This is a genomic window from Pseudorhodoferax soli (genome assembly GCF_003337555.1).
Taxonomy (GTDB): Bacteria; Pseudomonadota; Gammaproteobacteria; order Burkholderiales; family Burkholderiaceae_C; genus Pseudorhodoferax; species Pseudorhodoferax soli.
In genome coordinates, this window is the sequence record NZ_QPJK01000020.1 from 44,009 (window position 1) to 59,460 (window position 15,452).

Sequence of the window (15,452 nt, forward strand, 5' to 3'; positions counted from 1 at the left end):
TATCACCTGAGGGCGATTCGGGCGTCGCTCTCGAACTGCCCGTCAGCATCCAACGCCGCCAATGCTGCCCGCTCCCGAGCCGTCGGGAGCGCCGTAGGCTCGGCCTGCCTGCTGTCAAACGAGAATCCAGTGCGCAGACGCACCTCTTCCAACGAAGCAGCGGGGTGCCAAGATTGCAGTGCGAGGCGTCCATCTCTCTTGACGAAGACGGCGATCGGTGTGACGACACCGTGGAATCCGCCCCAGGAGGTCCTGAAATCAAGCTTCTCCACCAAAGTCCTGGTGGAATGCTCGGTTCTCCAAGTGCAAGCGCGCTTGGCCGTAGGAAGCATGACAGCGCCACCTCCACCGCCGGGCAGTCGGACCTTCGGCTTGTGCCAATCGCCGATCGCAGAATTGTTTGCGCAGCCTTCTCCGTCGATCTGTGCTGCGCCGAGGAAGGTAAGGTCCATACGGCCCCGTGTGCACAGGTCGTAGAAGTCCTCGTTGGCAAAGATGGATGCGGATTGTTCGGCCAGCACGGGATCTGAACTCGACAACGGAATGTGCGACGGCTTTGGGTCGACACCTCCGGCCACGTTGATGTAGATGAAATCGTCGTCGTAAGCCTTCTTCGCCAGAAGGCACGCCAACATCGGAAGAGTCGAGTTGACGCCGCTGAAGGTGATCTCACCAGGGCGGATGAACCGCGCGAGGTTGATCGCGATGTACGAGAAGCCGGTCCATTCGTTGGCGTTCATGCCTTCTCCTTCACTTCGGGGGCAGCAGCGAGATGCTTGGCAAGGGCGTCTTCGCCCGCTTCCAGGTATGCCTCGACCGCCGGATAGTCGATCTCGTAAGCGGGCCAGCACGAGCCTGGCCACGCGCCAGAGGGCACGATGGAGAAGGCTTCCACCATGAAGTACGGCACAACGGTCGCTTCCGGCGTCGCAGCGAAAACGCCGCTGTCGACCGTCCGCTCGGCTACGACCAGGACGCTCTTGGCAGCGCGGGACATGATCCGATCCCAGTGATAGGTCCCCGACACGCGAACGTTGCCGAGTTCATCGACCTCGGATGCGTGGATCACGGCATAGTCCGGCTGGATCGCTGGAATCACCCAGACGGGGTCACCCTTTCCGTATGGATCGGGCAAGCATTTCCAATCGTTCAGGCTTGCGATGTCGCTGCCGTGCACGCCTCCGCAGGGCTGGAACGGGATTCCGAAGGCCGCTGCTCGCAGGCCGGCCGTGAGCGTCGCGCAGGCGTGCTCCTCCAGCTGTGCGGTACCCGACTCGATCGCCTTGCGATAGTAGGGCGCCAGGCCGAAGTTGCCCTCCATGGCTACGATGCCAGCGCGCACCTTTCGTACGCAGCCTGCGCGGCACAGGATGTCGATGTCATAACCCGGAGACTGCTTGATGATCTCCAGATCCTTCTTTTTCTGTCGGATCAGTTCGCGTACGAACGCAAACGGGCCGCGATGCAGGAAGCTGCCGCCCAAGGCCATGGATGACCCGTTGGGTACCTTTGCGACCAGCTCACTCAATGCAAGCTGTCGACCTGTTCCTGAAAAGCCTGATGGCATCTTTGTCTCCTGTGTGTGCGTGTCGCCGGTGCGATTACTTCGCCAAGTAGCTTCTGAGGCGGTCTTTGATTCCGAACCGTGCGGCAGACCTCGTCAACGCGGCAAGGTCGGCGTCTTCGTGGACCGGTCCGAGCACGCGATACAGATCGGAGCGCGCTTGATCGGTCAGAAGTGCCGCCGTGCTGCTTGCTTGATCGACGACCTCCTGCCAAGCCTCCTGTGGGAGGATCTGCGATAGGAAGCCCATCTGCGTGGCACGCTCCGCATCGAAGCTGCTCACGTTCTCCAATGTCTCCCGTGCCGCTTCCTTTCCGACGATCTCGCCGAACCGGCGTGTTCCGAGCACCAGACCGAACTTGAGGCCCGGCATGCGGAAGGTCGTTTCCGGCGCGGCAATCCGCCGTTTGCAAACCGCCACCAGATCCACTCCGGCCCCGAACACCTTTCCATGCGCGAGGGCAATGGTCATGGCACGTGTCGCGGCAACGGCTTGAAGCAGCATTTCGATGCGCACAAAACGGAGGACCAGATCGCCTTCGCTTTGCGCTTCAAATCCCGACAGATCGAAGCCAGCGCAGAACCCCTTCCCCGCACCGCGAAAGACCATCACCTTTGCCTTCTCCGCATCGGCGCGTGTCACGGCGTGGAGAAGCGCGTCCACGATGTCTGCGTTCAAAGCGTTGAGCTTGTCGGGCCGGCCAAGCGTGAACGTCCAAACGTCGCCGACGCGCTCGACATTCAGCACGTCTTGGCCGAAAGACGTCTCCTGCATCGTGTTCATGCCTTTGCCCCAGCCAGTGCCTGACGCAGCGGCTCCAGGATCTCGCCGTTGTGCTCCCCAAGCGCAGGGGGACGCAACCGGATGGACTGTGTCTTGGACGAGATCCTCACCGGAGCCCCGAACGTGCGTGTCTTCACACCGTTGGGAAGCTCCAGCGCCTGGACCCATCCCATGTGTTCGACCTGGGCATCTTTCAGTACTTCAGAGTACTTGTTGATCGGTGCGCAAGGGACACCGGCTTTGCGGAATCTGCTCAGCCAATCCTCCGTGCCGGCTTTGGCGAACTCGACCTCCAGAATCTCCAGCAATGCGTCCTGGTGCTTGGCACGGGTGGTCGGCGAGACGAACCGGTCGTCCTCGAGCAGGTGCGGAAGCGACACCACTTCGCAGACAGACTCCCACAGGCTGTTGTTTCCAGCGGCCATCCCGAAGTAGCCGTCCTTCGAACGGAACACCCGGTACGGCGCGTTGCGTGGATGCGCAGAACCCAATGGCTTCGGATCGACGCCGCTGCCAAAGAATTCGGACGTCTGCAGTGCGGCGATGCCGAGCGTTGCGCCGAGCATCGGCACGTCAAGGTGCGATCCGCGGCCAGTGGACTGGACGGCTCGCAGCGCTGCAGACACGGACAGAGCAGCATAGAGGCCGGCCGAGAAGTCGGCCAACGGAACACCGCACTTCACGGGAGCACCGTCCGGCTCGCCCGTGATGCTCATGATGCCACTCATGGCCTGAACGGTCAGGTCGAAACCGCCTTCGGCCGAGCGGGGACCGGACTGTCCGTAGGCGGAGATCGATGCGTAAACCAGCCTTGGGTTGATCTTGGAAAGTGCCTCGTACCCGATGCCGAGACGGTCCATGACCCCAGGCCGATTGTTTTCGATCAACACATCGGCATCGGCCGCCAGCATCTTGAGCATCTCGATGTCATCGGCGTCCTTCAGATCCATCGTGATGGATCGTTTGTTCCGGTTGAGCGACGCAAAGTTCTCGCTGTAGCCCTCGGTGATGGGGGGCCAGCTCCGCAGCGTGTCACCCCCCTTGGGATTTTCGATCTTCACGACATCTGCGCCGAGGTCGGCCAGCAACATGCCGCAGAAGGGACCTGCAGCAACGTTGCACACCTCGAGAACTTTGATTCCCTCCAACGGGAGCTGGCTTGACATCAACGACTCCTTTCGATCGTTTGGAGCACCCCCTCGGGCGGAGGGCGTGGTCCGGCTTGGTTGCGTTCGCGCTGATTGACAGCGTACCAGCCACATCTATCATGTCAACAAATTTCGGTACGCCCATCCTAGAACATAGGATTCTAAGGGCAAACACTTAGTAAGGAGTGACGACATGGAGACAGCAAGAAGGGTGGCGGTGGTAGGTGGAGGCTCGGTGGCGACCTCGTACCTGTTCCACTTCGTGGAAGCCTGGGAGGCCAGGCCGGGCGCGCCCAGCGCCGAAGTTGTGGTGTACGAGCCAAGGGAAAGCGTCGGTCGGGGCGGCGCCTACGACGTCGATCTCGACTCCAACCTCCTGAACGTCACCGCCGGTTCCATGTCGGTAGCGGGGGACGATCGTCAGCACTTCTTTCGATGGTTGAAGCAGAACGGCATCACCGAGTTCCGCGGCGAACCGATCACCATGGATGGATTTCTTCCACGGCCGCTGTTCGGCCAATACCTGGAAGAGGCGTACCGAGACGTCCTGCAGCGCGCTGAACGCTGCGGGGTCGCAATCGAGCATCGGCGAGCGGCGGCGCTGGAATTGGAGCGGTTGGCCTCCGGCTTCGGCGTTCGGGCAAGCGATGGCTCCCGCGAGTCGTACGACCGGGTGGTCCTGGCCATCGGCAACCTCGATTCCATCGCATTTCCGCAACTCAAGGGGGATCCCCGCTACTTCGACACGCCCTATCCCGTTCGGTCGCTTTGCAACGCCATCCCTTCGGACGCCACCGTCGGGATCCTTGGGACCAGTCTCAGCGCCATCGACGCGATCGCTGCATTGGCGGCCAACGGACACCGAGGCCTCATCGTGTGCGTGTCGCGAAATGGCCGTCTGCCATGCGTGCGTGGGACGATGAACGCGCCGACGCCCCTGCGAGTTGGTTTCAAACAGTGGCTCACTGCGATGGTTGAGACCGGCCAGAGAGTTCCGCTGAAAGTGTTGATCGACAGAATCCAAGAGGAACTGGCCACCTACAGCATCCAGGCCGCCGACCTCTTGCAGCTTGCAGAGGTGAACCCTGATCCGCTCAGGTTCCTTGAGGACGAGCTGCGCGAATCATCCTCGGCGCCCAGGAACTGGCAGTCGTTTGGAAACGCGTTGAACGACGTCGTCGACCAACTGTGGCACCTCCTGTCGCCCGAAGACCGTCAGACATTCGACCGAACCATTCGCCCGATCTGGATGGCACGTCGTGTGACTTTCCCGATTGCCAACGCGCGAACGCTGGCACGAATGATGCAGAACGGCCAACTGCGCGTTCGTGGCGGATTCCATGACGTTGAGAAGGCGGCCAGCACCTTCACGGTGCGCTGCGAGGGTGTTCGGCCGGAGACCTTCTCCTGCGATGCGATCGTCAACGCCACCAGTTTCTCGTGCGACGCAGCGCGTTCGTCCGTGCCGCTGTTGCAAGCGTTGCTTCGCGAAGGCTCTGCGGTGGCAGATCCTCACGGCGGTCTGCAACTGGACTTCGCAAGCGGTGGCGTGGTCACGGCCGATGGCACCATCCAGCGCGACCTCACCGCACTTGGAAGCATGGCCGCCGGAACCTATTTCTGGACCAACTCGATGGATGTCAACGCCCGGCTGGCCATGGTTCAAGCGCGTCAGCACGTGCACGCCATGCGGCACGACTTGAGCACGGTGTGACAAGAATGGCGCGGCGGTGCCAGCTCGGACCGCCGCCTGCCCCCGAGGCCTCGGATGCGTGCGGCGCCACGCCCTTGATGCGCGCGCCCTTCCTGACCTACTTGGCGGCGCCAGTGACTTTGGCCACGTAGGCCGAAAGTGCAGCGATCTGCTTGTCGTCCAGGCGTCCCGCATACGAAGGCATCTGACCGATGCCATTGCGCAGCGCTGTGGCCACGCGGGATGCGACCGGCTTGACCTCGTCCAGCGACGGGCCGATTGCTCCCTCCGCGCCCGCATCCCTGAGGGTGTGGCAGACAGCGCACGCGGGAACGCTTCCTTTGCTGAACAGATCCTTGCCGAGCTTCAGCTGCGCCTCGTCGGCAGCCTGCGCCTGGAAGCACGCACCTGCGACGACCGCGGCGATGGCGCCACCCCGAGCGATGCGTTGGAACTGGAGCACAGAGAGGCACTTCATGCGATCACCACCTTCAAGCCGTGATCGGCCCAGCTGTTGTTGTTGTACCCGCCCGCGTTCTCCATTCGTTCCCGTGGCTGAACGTTGCCCGCCTGGTCGGTTGCGCGGCAGACGAGGGTGTGCGTGCCAGTTGGCAAGTTGGCCGATAGGGCGAACTGGCGCCACGCGTACTTGCCTAGGTCGGGGCCCACGAGCCGTGCAACTTGCCAGTTCTCGCCTCCATCGGTCGAGACCTCCACCTTGGATACGGCATGAAGCCCGCCGAAGGCGACCCCTTGGATCTGGGTGCGCCCCGACCGCACCTGCCCAGCATCGGCACCTGGCGAAGTGATCCAGGACTTCACCGACATCTCTTGGACGGAAGGCTGAGTCGGATCACCCTTTGCTCCAGGCGGGGAAATTCTGTAGCCGTGCGACATGATGTGCGCATCGCTTTCCCTGGTTGAGAACGCCAATCTCCGGATGTACTTGATGCTGTTGACACCTGTGTAGCCAGGCACGATCAACCGAAGCGGGCCTCCATGGGCCAACGGGATCGGCGAGCCGTTGAGTTCCCAAGCCAACAGTGCATCGCCCATGGCTGCGATCGGCACCGACCGCTCGACAACGATGCTCTTGGGATCCAGCCCCTCCGGAAGCTTCTCGCCCCCGGTGCCTGTCATGAAGATCACCCCGTCAGCCAGACCGCCAAGGGCCTCAACCACTGCCCGGACGGGCACACCGCTCCACAGGACACAACCCGCAGCGCCCACCTGCCATGGTGTGCCGCTTGGTTTGCTTGGGAAGAATGCGCGGCCGTTGCCAGAGCATTGCATCACCATGGCCACGGTTTCCACGCCAAGGGTTCTGAGCGTGCGCACGTCCAGCGTCCTGGGTTTGCGAACGCCTTCCACGCTGACCTCCCAGGCTTCTGGTTCGGCCATGATGGATGCGTCCGGCGTTGGAAGGTTGTTGCGCAGGTACAGCCGATCGGTTGGAGTGATACCGCTGCTCCCAAAGCTGCCTCGCTTGAGTTCGACGGTCGTGCTGCTGTGCACGATCAGGCTGGATGCGTCTTTCCATTGCACCGCCGTGGGCAGGGGCTTGGCACCGGCGCCTGGCGTCTGGACCGGAGTCGCAGGGTTTGCCGCAAAGGCAGCGGACCCCGCCGCGCTTACACCGGCGGCCATGGCGGCTCCTGCTTTGACCAACATGCTGCGGCGCCGCACTGGCGCGGTCGCAAGGTTCATCGTGTGTTCTCCAAGAAGTAAAAAAAAAGCGCCGGGCGCTGGTCGCAGTGCAAATGGGCTCAGCGATCCGCTCAGCCCACCGCAGCCATCGAAAGGCCCGGATTTCTCACTCGAGCTTTGCGTTGCGGGCAACGACGGACCATTTTTCGACCTCCTGTCGAAGCAGTTGGTCGGTCTCGTTAGGGGTCGAGGTTTTGACTTCAGCGCCTTGTTTGGCCAACTGGGCCTTCACATCAGGCCGGGCCCCGATCGTCCGCATGGCACTTGAGAGCCTCTCGACGATGTCCTTGGGCGTGCCGCTGGGAGCGAGCAGGCCGTACATGGTCACCACCTCGAAGTCTTTGACGCCCATTTCGTCCACCGTGGGCACCTCCGGCAGTCCCGGCACCCGCTGGCGACTGGTTACCGCAAGCAGGCGAATCTTGTCACTCGACATTTGAGACGACAGCGCGGGAAGCGTCTCGAACACCAAGTCGATTTGCCCACCAAGCAGATCGTTGACCGCGGGTGCACTGCCTTTGTAGGGCACGTGCACGAGGTCGGTGGATGTCCTCTGGCGGAAGTACTCGGCCGTCATGTGTTGCGTTGACCCATTGCCAGCGGATCCGTAGGTCAGCTTGCCGGGCTTCTCGCGCGCAGCGTCGGCCAGTGCCTTGACGTCAGCAACCTTCAATCCTTGCCGAACGGCCAGGGCCAGGGGAACGCTGGCGCCCATCGAAACGCCCACGAACGCCTTGGACAACTCGTACGGCGGCTTTTGCGAGGGGATCACTGCATGGATCGCCAAGCTTCCGATCGCGCCGAACAAGACGGTGTAGCCATCCGGCGCAGCGCGGGCCACGCTCTCTGCACCGATCTGTCCGCCGGCCCCCGCCTTGTTCTCGATGACCACCGGCTGCCCAAGCGCCTGCTGCAGATGTAGCGCATAGATGCGTGCCACCACGTCGTTCGCGCCGCCAGGCGGATACGGGACCACCATGCGAACTGGCTGGGTGGGCCAGCTTTGCGCGAGCGCCGCCGCTCCACTGCAGGCCAATGCCACTCCGACCGCTCCGACCAAAAATCTGCGCTTCATGTTTGTCCCCTTGATTGACGTAGTCGCCCAATGCATCCCATTTGCTAGGATGCCATTCCTATTCTGTTGCCAATGATGCCGATGTTTCCTAACATCTGTCAACCGCATCCCATGAATTCGCATTCATCCTCCACGGCACGGTCGCCATGAACATCAAGCAACTCGAGAGCTTTGTCCGCATCGTGGAACTTGGCAGCTTTCAGGCTGCATCAAAGAACCTGAACGCCTCGCCTTCCACGATCTCGGCAAGAGTTCGCGAACTGGAGAGCTTTCTGGGAGCTGATCTGTTCGACCGAAGCTTTCACCGAGCCCGCCTCACTTCCAGGGGCCAGGAGTTCTACGGCCGCGCGCGGCATCTCGTGGAATACACCCGGGCGCTCACCCAGGACCTGAGGTCGTCCCCGGCGGTAACGGGCGTCATGCGCATCGGCGTCGCTGGGCTGGTCGCTATGACCTGGTTCCCCGCAACACTCCATGCGCTTCATGGGGTCTATCCCCGCATCGGCTTCAAGCTGGACATCGGCTTGACCTATTCGCTGCTCACGCGTTTGGCGAGCGGAAAGCTGGACCTCGCTGTCATAGCGGGACCGGTGTCACATCCTGGGATGCACGTCGAGCCCGTAGCTAGCGACGATTTCGTCTGGATGCAGGCAGGCGCCGCGGCCAAGGCTCCCTCAGCCTCAGGCAACCGCCCCCTTTCGCCCGCAGACCTGAGCACCATGGGCGTGCTCACGTTCGCCGAGGATTCGTTCCACCACTCCAAACTACAGGACTGGTTCTCCGAAGCAGGCGTGCCGTTCGAACCGCTGGTAACGTGCAATCAGATGGCGGTCCTGGCCGAATTGACAGCCAGAGGCGTTGGTGTCAGCCTCCTTCCGGTCAACGGGTTCAAGAAGTGGCTGCACGATGGTCGGCTAACGGTTCTCAACGTCGAGCCCGAGTTTCCGAGCGTTGAGTTCAGCCTTGTCTACAGAAAGACCCGCAAGCCCGATGTGGCGGATGCGTTGCTTGATCTGGCGAGAGCGCACGCCCTCCCGCACGCCCCTCAATAGCAACGATCCACACTGATTGGCGGTCGCTTAGCCGTTGTAGAAGCGGCGCCCACCGTTGCGAAGCCACAGCCGAATCAGGTGCCGCTTCCGCTCGAAATCTTCGAAGTCGACGTAGCCGGTTCGACGGTGGCCGCACCGGCGGTTGTCCACGATCTGGATCTGCCCAGGCTCGAAATGAAAGTCGCGGGTGAACTTGGGATCCAGCATAAGGGCTTCGAACGTCTCGAGAGCGTCAAGCGCTGCCGGAGCCATCGGCTCCCCCGCCATCTTGTGGCCGGTGACCACATGGCGGTGCGACAGCCGGAACAGCAACTCCTCTCCCACCGTCTTCACAAGTGGATGGCGAATGAGGCGCGGGGCATCCGGCGCGTGTTCGCGCTGGCGGTCGAAAAGGTAAGGCTTGAACAGCTCTAGGACCTTCTCCGGGTGACGTCGGCGCATCTCGTCCAGCACGGTGTAAAAGCTGACGATGCTGCTGACGCCGCCCTCTTTGGCAGGGCGAACACAAAGGAGAGCCACATAGTCGGGCGAACAGACGTTGTAGCTGTTGTCGGTATGGAAATTCTGCTCCGCGTTCGTGATGTCAGGCCGCACGCCATCGCCAGGGGGCTTGCCCAGGTCTCGCACGTCGTAGATCAGCTTGCCCGCCCAGTTCTGAGCCACCGGCCGCGCGACCATCTGCGCAAGGAGCCAGTACACCGAGCGAGCCTCGTCAACCGTGTAGCGATCCATCGGAAGACGATCGATGATGATGAAGCCCACACCCGCCTGCAGGACCTCCCGGCAACGCGCCATGAGTGCGCGGGACTCAGGAAGCCCGAAGTCCTCGACGGCAAGCAGTTCAGTGGGCAACGGGTTGCGCCGCAGCTCCTCGACCAGGCCATCGAGCTCTTGCAGGACCTGCGGGGTCAGGGTGACAAGCCCGTCTCCGGATTGAAGAGACGAGCGGCTCCAGGCCACGTCACCGGACAACTTCACCCGGCTCAAATCTGGAGGGCTGTACCCGCTCTCTGCGTCCTCAAGAACGCGTTCTGCCGTGCTCGTGGCGGCCCTTTCCAAGACTGCTGTATCGGTCATGCTTTCTCCTTGCAACGTGGGACACATGCCACGACTCTATGGACGCCAAGCGGGGAATGAAAGCGAAACTATCTGATCGCACTTGTTCGAAAATCGCGAACGACGACTCCCCGGCCGTACGCAGAAGTTTCATTTTCTAGGATCTGCAACCCATCTTTTGAATTTGCTGATACATTCGATGGTCGGGCCAATTTGAAACGCAGGGAGAGACATGTGAGCACGCCAGCTGGTGCAGGGAACCTTCGCTTTGACCGCTTCGTACGCGAAGTTCATGAAGTGGTTGCGAGCACCGAGGGGCAGGAGGATCGACTGCTGGCTTTGGTCGGCGAGAGCATGAAGCGCCTGGTTTCCGTGGACGACTGGCTCTCGGACGCGCACGCGAAGCCTCATCCGACCTACTACCAGCAATATTTGCTATACGCGGATCCGCACGATCGCTTCAGTGTGGTGAGCTTCGTTTGGGGCCCCGGCCAATCCACCCCGGTTCATGATCATCTTGTTTGGGGCGTAATCGGCATGCTGCGGGGCGCAGAAGTCGTCGAGCACTTCGACGCGGACGCGAGGTTCCAACTGAACCCCCGAGGCGAGGCGTCGGTTCTGACTCCGGGCAAGGTAGGCTTTGTGTCGCCCACCATCGGCGACATCCATCGCGTGCGGAACGCATACGACGACCGGGCGTCGATCAGCATTCACGCCTACGGCGGCAACATCGGCAAAATCGACCGACACGTCTACAGCCCCGAGGTTGGCACGCGCAAATCCTTTGTTTCCGGGTACGCCAACGCATGATCCGGAACGGGGTGAGGCGTCAGTTCGTTTGCACCTCATCGGCCTGCGGTGTTTGAGACGCGGTGCAACCGCACGCCGAATCGCCAAGGCTCCATGCCATGGCCATCTGCTGAAAGCGCTGCAGCGAATTGGTCAGTTGCTTGCGCGCGTGGGTGACGATGTAGCACTGCCGGCACAGCTTTGGCAGCGTGCTGCGAATTTCCACCAGCTTGCCAGCGCTCAAGGCGTCTCTCACTACCCACCGCGATAGACAGGCGACTCCTATGCCTTCGATCGCAGCACCGAGGATCGCCTCGGAACTTCCCAGCTCGATGCTGCGGCGAAACATCCGCAAGTGCGGACCAAGAAGCTGGTCGGTCACGTCCCTCGTGCCAGACCCAGGCTCCCGCAGCAGCCACAAGAAAGACTCCAACTCGCTCAACGACGTCGGTCGGTCGCCGGGCGCTGAGAACGGAGGCGCACCGACCACCACCAGGTCGTCCTGCAGCCAAGGCGTCTCGACCAGGTCGGCGCGGTGGGACGGCCCCTCGATCAGACCGACATCGATCTCGAATCCGTCCAGCGACTCGCAGACGGAATCGGTGTTTCCAATCTTGACCCGCATCGACGCCGCGCCCATCTGAGCGTGATCGTGGTGCATGAATGACGCGAGGAACTTGGGCAGCACATGGTTCCCGATGGTCGTGCTCGCCCCAATGCGCAAGGACGCCGACCACAGTGCTCCCTCCTCGGAGAGCCGCTCGATCTGCTGCGCTCCATCCAACTGAGCCAGCGCCATGGGAAGCAAGGCACGGCCGTTCTCATTGAGCACCAGACGGTTGGCGTTGCGGTCGAACAGCCGCATCGACAGGAGCCGTTCAAGTTCGTTGATCGCGGAGCTGGTCGCCGACTGGGAAAGCGAAACAGCTTGGGCTGCCGAAGCGGTGCTGCCCGTTCTGGCAACGGTCACAAAGATCTGAAGCTGGCGCAACGTCAACCGCATGGATGGCCTCTGACAAGCGATTCGATTGCTTGAGATTACAGACACAAGTTGTTGGACAGATTAGACCTCAGATCAGAAACTTTGGGAAGCTAATCTCAACTTTTGAACGTCTACGATGTCCACTGGCTCCGCAGGATCCCCCCCGATGCGCTCGCCCCTTTCCCTGAACGGGATGTTGCCGGGCCTTGCGCTAGCCGCCCTGATCGCCGCATCTGCCATGGCGCTGAGCAGCCTGCCATGGATGCAGAGCCATGGTCTCAGCGCGTTGACGCTGGCCATCGTACTCGGCATGACACTGGGCAACTTGATGCCGGGCCCGTGGCACGGAACGCTCGCTCCAGGGGTGAACTTCTCCAAACAGCGCTTGCTGCGGCTTGGTGTGGTGCTCTACGGTTTTCGTCTCACGATTCAGGATGTCGGCCATGTCGGCTGGGCCGGCATCGCGATCGACGCCGTGATCCTGGGATCGACTTTCGGTCTGGCATGCCTGATCGGGACACGCTGGCTGGCCATGGACCGGAAAACATCGATGCTCATTGGCATCGGCAGCTCGGTATGCGGGGCTGCAGCAGTGATCGCGGCAGAGCCTGTGGTGAAAGGGCGCGCGGATCAGGTCGCCGTGGCAATCGCAACCGTCGTGGTTTTCGGGACCATCTCGATCTTCTTTTATCCCTTTCTCTACTCGCTCAACGAGCAATGGCAGCTGATCCCTGGCGGACAAGCAGGCTTTGGCATCTACACAGGTTCCACCGTCCACGAAGTGGCGCAAGTCGTTGCTATCGGGAAAAGCATCGGCGTCGAAGCAACCGATACCGCAGTGATCGCCAAGATGGTCCGCGTCATGATGCTGGCACCATTCCTGATCTGCATCGCGGCATGGCTGGCTCGGCAGCCGGACGCTGAAAGTGGGCGCGGCAGCGCAAAGGCCATGATCCCCTGGTTCGCTGTCGGATTCGTCGCGGTGGTCTTGTTCAATTCCCTGCGCCTTCTGCCCGCTGCAGCAAACGACGTCATCAACGTGGTCGATACCGCCCTCCTGGCGATGGCCATGGCGGCATTGGGCGTCTCGACGCGCGTCGGAGCCATCCGCCAAGCGGGCGCGAAGCCCCTCGTGCTCGCTCTCATCCTTTTCGCTTGGCTCGTGATCGGCGGCGCCTTCGTCAATCACTGGGTCATGTCATTCGTGCTCTGAACGGCGCTGAAGCTGACCGGAGCCAGCCCTTCCTGCCACGACACGGCGCGCCCAATCCACCATCAGGCTGGAGGTCGCCGCCGCAACACCAAGGAGACAACCAAGAATGTTCACTCAGTCAGGCCCCGCGCAACGTGCAGTGACCCGGCGAAAGCTAATGGAGTCAGCCGCAGGATCAGCAGCGGTGGTCGCCGCCGGGCTATGGGGCGCGCGACCAGCGCACGCTTCAGCGCCATTGAAGATCATCTGCCCATTCACCTCGGGCAGCGGGGCCGACGTGATCGCTCGCCACTTTGGAGAGCGCCTTAGCGTCTCGCTCAGGCGGCCGGTCATCGTAGACAACAAGACCGGTGGCAACGGTGTCATCGCGGTCCAGGCCCTCAGATCGCAGCCACCCGATGGAAGCACGATTCTCCTAGGAAACGTCTCGATCATGGCGATCAACCCGGTCCTTTACAGGAACCTGGGCTACCAGCCTGCGCAAGACTTCCTGCCCTTGTCGGGTGTCTATCGAGGGTCGTCGGTGTTTGCCGTTCATCCTGGCTCGCAGATCACGAGTCTCGAGCAGTTGGTCGCTCGCGCAAAACAGGCGCATGTCTCCGTCGGCTCCTACTCGCCCGGCTATCGCCTGGCGGCCGAATACCTAGCAGGTCTGGCCAACGTGAAGTTCACGGACGTCCCCTATCGCGGCCAAGCACCACTGCTCGCAGACCTGATGGGAGGACAGATGGACGCGGCCGTTTTGGAGTACGGCGGCGCGATGCCTTCCATCCAGGCTGGACGGGTTCGCGCACTGGCCATCACGAGCGAGCAACGTCATCCTCAACTGCCGGATCTCCCTACGGTCAAGGAGCTGGGCTATCCGGAGTACTACCACTACGGCTGGACAGCCTTCTTTGCTCACCCGCAGACCCCCGCAAAGACAGCACAAGGGTTGACCGACGCAATCAGTGCCACCTTGCGAGATCCAGGAACGATCGGGTACATCCACAAGACCGTTCTCGGCGAGCCCATGCCGCTGGCCCCCGGGCAGCTGTCCTCCTTCATCCAAACAGAGACCGATCGGTTCGCGCGTGTCGCGCGCGCCGCCGGCATGGAACCAATATGAACGCCGAGACCCACCCAGATCCAAATCCCGAGCCGCCCGCGACCGTCGCTGAGGAGCTGGGGTTTTTGGCGGCGATCGATGCGCCCGTCCCCTACATGCAGCGTTTGCGAGACTGGAAGCTTGCGGTGGGCGGCGGCACTCCCTACGTGTGGGCGCACTTCGGCGACGTCCCCTTCAGTGCGCTGCGCAAGCCGTTGACTGCAAGTTCCATCGCCCTCATTACCACCGCTGCGCACTATCAACCGGATAAGGGCGATCAGGGTCCAGGTTCGCGCTACAACGCTCAGGCCAAGTTCTTCGAGGTATACGCAAGCCCCACCTCCAACGATCCGGATCTGCGGGTGTCCCATGTTGGGATCGATCGAAAGCACACTTCGATGGAGGATCCGCGGTGCTGGTTTCCCCTTGATGCTCTGCGCGCGGCTGCCAGCGCTGGCCGTGTCGGCCGTGTGGCGCCTCGCTTCTTCGGCGTTCCAACGGTGCGTGATCCGCGAACCACCATCTGGATTCACGCGGGCGAAGTGCTGCGCCTCTGCATGGAAGACCAGGTCGATGCTGCGATCCTCATCCCCAACTGCACGATCTGCCATCAGACCCTTAGCCTGGTGGCACGGATGCTGGAACAGTCGGGCATCCCGACGGTCATCATGGCGTGCGCCAAAGACATCGTCGAGCATGTCGGAGTGCCGCGGGCGCTTTTCAGCGACTTTCCCCTCGGCAACGGCGCCGGTCGCCCAGGAGACGTCGAATCACAGATCGAGACGCTCGGCCGCGCATTGGACCTTCTCGAAAGCGCACGCGCGCCGCGCACGACGGTGCAATCCCCGCTGCGCTGGTCGGACGACCCTCGATGGAAGAGCGACTTCTCCAATGTCGAGAACATTCCCGCGGACCAACGGCTCCATGTGCAAGCTGCTAGCCGTTAAGACCCCCTACCAGGATCGACGAGAACATTTTCATGAACGCATGTGACTTCGAGACCGGGTTCGACTTTGACCTCTACGTGGTTGGGGGTGGCAGTGGCGGCGTTCGTGCTGCCAGGAAGGCCGCCGAGGCTGGAGCGAAAGTCGGTATGGCCGAGGTCTCAGCGCTTGGCGGAACCTGCGTCAACGTAGGGTGCATTCCAAAGAAGATTTACAGCTTCGCTTCCGCTGGCCGTTCAGCAGTCCGTGAAGCGGCAGCACTTTGAACCGCCCCGGGTTTCGCGGAGGCTGTTTAGTTAAAGTAAGACGGCCTTATCGGATGGGGTTCCGAGTCGGTTGTAGTAGTTTGCCTCAGCTT

General features: G+C 61.9%; 15 protein-coding genes and 1 pseudogene. 7 read left to right on the plus strand and 9 right to left on the minus strand.

Annotation, left to right across the window (positions count from 1 at the left end; genetic code table 11):
- Positions 1-2: 2 nt before the first annotated feature.
- Genes DES41_RS37250 through DES41_RS37265 form a run of 4 tightly spaced genes read right to left on the minus strand, consistent with a single transcriptional unit; the run spans position 3 to position 3,514 of the window.
- Positions 3-740, minus strand: a complete 738-nt coding sequence (locus DES41_RS37250) for a CoA-transferase subunit beta (RefSeq protein ID WP_114472733.1) — start codon at positions 738-740, stop codon at positions 3-5.
- Positions 737-1,567 (minus strand): CoA transferase subunit A, encoded by an 831-nt coding sequence (locus tag DES41_RS37255; protein WP_114472734.1) that lies wholly within the window; start codon positions 1,565-1,567, stop codon positions 737-739. Before DES41_RS37255 ends, DES41_RS37250 begins: the two co-directional genes overlap by 4 nt.
- 34 nt (positions 1,568-1,601) lie before the next feature.
- On the minus strand, positions 1,602-2,348 hold the full coding sequence (locus tag DES41_RS37260) for an enoyl-CoA hydratase/isomerase family protein (protein ID WP_425466421.1): 747 nt from the start codon (positions 2,346-2,348) through the stop codon (positions 1,602-1,604).
- Entirely contained in the window at positions 2,345-3,514 is a 1,170-nt protein-coding gene (locus DES41_RS37265; protein ID WP_114472735.1) for a CaiB/BaiF CoA transferase family protein, read from the minus strand. Before DES41_RS37265 ends, DES41_RS37260 begins: the two co-directional genes overlap by 4 nt.
- A gap of 175 nt (positions 3,515-3,689) precedes the next feature.
- Between DES41_RS37265 and DES41_RS37270 the strand changes: the two genes are divergently transcribed.
- The gene (locus tag DES41_RS37270; RefSeq protein ID WP_114472736.1) at positions 3,690-5,210 is read left to right on the plus strand and encodes an FAD/NAD(P)-binding protein; all 1,521 of its coding nucleotides are present in this window, start codon (positions 3,690-3,692) and stop codon (positions 5,208-5,210) included.
- Between the two features lie 97 nt (positions 5,211-5,307).
- Here the strand turns inward: DES41_RS37270 and sorU are convergent, their stop codons facing one another.
- The 3 genes from sorU to DES41_RS37285 all read right to left on the minus strand — a co-directional run bounded on the left by sorU (position 5,308) and on the right by DES41_RS37285 (position 7,971).
- The gene (gene sorU / locus DES41_RS37275) at positions 5,308-5,667 is read right to left on the minus strand and encodes a SorU family sulfite dehydrogenase c-type cytochrome subunit (protein ID WP_114472737.1); all 360 of its coding nucleotides are present in this window, start codon (positions 5,665-5,667) and stop codon (positions 5,308-5,310) included.
- Entirely contained in the window at positions 5,664-6,896 is a 1,233-nt protein-coding gene (sorT, locus tag DES41_RS37280; protein WP_114472738.1) for a SorT family sulfite dehydrogenase catalytic subunit, read from the minus strand. Before sorT ends, sorU begins: the two co-directional genes overlap by 4 nt.
- A 106-nt stretch (positions 6,897-7,002) precedes the next feature.
- Entirely contained in the window at positions 7,003-7,971 is a 969-nt protein-coding gene (locus DES41_RS37285; protein WP_114472750.1) for a Bug family tripartite tricarboxylate transporter substrate binding protein, read from the minus strand.
- A gap of 146 nt (positions 7,972-8,117) precedes the next feature.
- Here DES41_RS37285 and DES41_RS37290 point away from each other — a divergent pair, with 146 nt between their 5' ends.
- Positions 8,118-9,023 carry a LysR family transcriptional regulator gene (locus tag DES41_RS37290; RefSeq protein WP_114472739.1) on the plus strand — a complete coding sequence of 302 codons (906 nt, stop codon included), beginning with the start codon at positions 8,118-8,120 and terminating at the stop codon, positions 9,021-9,023.
- Positions 9,024-9,050: 27 nt separating this feature from the next.
- Here the strand turns inward: DES41_RS37290 and DES41_RS37295 are convergent, their stop codons facing one another.
- Entirely contained in the window at positions 9,051-10,100 is a 1,050-nt protein-coding gene (locus tag DES41_RS37295; RefSeq protein ID WP_170168416.1) for a TauD/TfdA family dioxygenase, read from the minus strand.
- A gap of 213 nt (positions 10,101-10,313) precedes the next feature.
- On the opposite strand from DES41_RS37295, the gene DES41_RS37300 reads away from it, so the two are divergent.
- Complete coding sequence (locus DES41_RS37300) at positions 10,314-10,889, plus strand: cysteine dioxygenase family protein (protein ID WP_425466422.1); 576 nt, start codon at positions 10,314-10,316, stop codon at positions 10,887-10,889.
- A gap of 19 nt (positions 10,890-10,908) precedes the next feature.
- Here DES41_RS37300 and DES41_RS37305 read toward each other — a convergent pair whose 3' ends face one another.
- Positions 10,909-11,871, minus strand: coding sequence for a LysR family transcriptional regulator (locus DES41_RS37305; RefSeq protein WP_114472741.1), 963 nt, complete (start codon positions 11,869-11,871; stop codon positions 10,909-10,911).
- A 145-nt stretch (positions 11,872-12,016) separates the two neighbouring features.
- Here DES41_RS37305 and DES41_RS37310 point away from each other — a divergent pair, with 145 nt between their 5' ends.
- The 4 genes and pseudogenes from DES41_RS37310 to DES41_RS37325 form a co-directional block, all read left to right on the plus strand.
- Positions 12,017-13,063 carry a YeiH family protein gene (locus tag DES41_RS37310; protein WP_114472742.1) on the plus strand — a complete coding sequence of 349 codons (1,047 nt, stop codon included), beginning with the start codon at positions 12,017-12,019 and terminating at the stop codon, positions 13,061-13,063.
- A 235-nt stretch (positions 13,064-13,298) separates the two neighbouring features.
- The gene (locus DES41_RS37315) at positions 13,299-14,171 is read left to right on the plus strand and encodes a Bug family tripartite tricarboxylate transporter substrate binding protein (protein ID WP_170168418.1); all 873 of its coding nucleotides are present in this window, start codon (positions 13,299-13,301) and stop codon (positions 14,169-14,171) included.
- Positions 14,168-15,097, plus strand: a complete 930-nt coding sequence (locus tag DES41_RS37320) for a glycine/sarcosine/betaine reductase selenoprotein B family protein (RefSeq protein ID WP_114472744.1) — start codon at positions 14,168-14,170, stop codon at positions 15,095-15,097. The genes DES41_RS37315 and DES41_RS37320 overlap by 4 nt, the downstream gene beginning before the upstream one ends.
- 32 nt (positions 15,098-15,129) lie before the next feature.
- Positions 15,130-15,351, plus strand: a pseudogene (locus DES41_RS37325) (FAD-dependent oxidoreductase); the annotation flags it as partial.
- Positions 15,352-15,452: the final 101 nt, after the last annotated feature.

Coding starts and splice junctions, on each gene's coding strand:
- DES41_RS37250 (WP_114472733.1), bottom strand. CDS start 740: ATGAACGCCAACGAATGGACCGGCTTCTCGTACATCGCGATCAACCTC.
- DES41_RS37255 (WP_114472734.1), bottom strand. CDS start 1,567: ATGCCATCAGGCTTTTCAGGAACAGGTCGACAGCTTGCATTGAGTGAG.
- DES41_RS37260 (WP_425466421.1), bottom strand. CDS start 2,348: ATGAACACGATGCAGGAGACGTCTTTCGGCCAAGACGTGCTGAATGTC.
- DES41_RS37265 (WP_114472735.1), bottom strand. CDS start 3,514: ATGTCAAGCCAGCTCCCGTTGGAGGGAATCAAAGTTCTCGAGGTGTGC.
- DES41_RS37270 (WP_114472736.1), top strand. CDS start 3,690: ATGGAGACAGCAAGAAGGGTGGCGGTGGTAGGTGGAGGCTCGGTGGCG.
- sorU (WP_114472737.1), bottom strand. CDS start 5,667: ATGAAGTGCCTCTCTGTGCTCCAGTTCCAACGCATCGCTCGGGGTGGC.
- sorT (WP_114472738.1), bottom strand. CDS start 6,896: ATGAACCTTGCGACCGCGCCAGTGCGGCGCCGCAGCATGTTGGTCAAA.
- DES41_RS37285 (WP_114472750.1), bottom strand. CDS start 7,971: ATGAAGCGCAGATTTTTGGTCGGAGCGGTCGGAGTGGCATTGGCCTGC.
- DES41_RS37290 (WP_114472739.1), top strand. CDS start 8,118: ATGAACATCAAGCAACTCGAGAGCTTTGTCCGCATCGTGGAACTTGGC.
- DES41_RS37295 (WP_170168416.1), bottom strand. CDS start 10,100: ATGACCGATACAGCAGTCTTGGAAAGGGCCGCCACGAGCACGGCAGAA.
- DES41_RS37305 (WP_114472741.1), bottom strand. CDS start 11,871: ATGCGGTTGACGTTGCGCCAGCTTCAGATCTTTGTGACCGTTGCCAGA.
- DES41_RS37310 (WP_114472742.1), top strand. CDS start 12,017: ATGCGCTCGCCCCTTTCCCTGAACGGGATGTTGCCGGGCCTTGCGCTA.
- DES41_RS37320 (WP_114472744.1), top strand. CDS start 14,168: ATGAACGCCGAGACCCACCCAGATCCAAATCCCGAGCCGCCCGCGACC.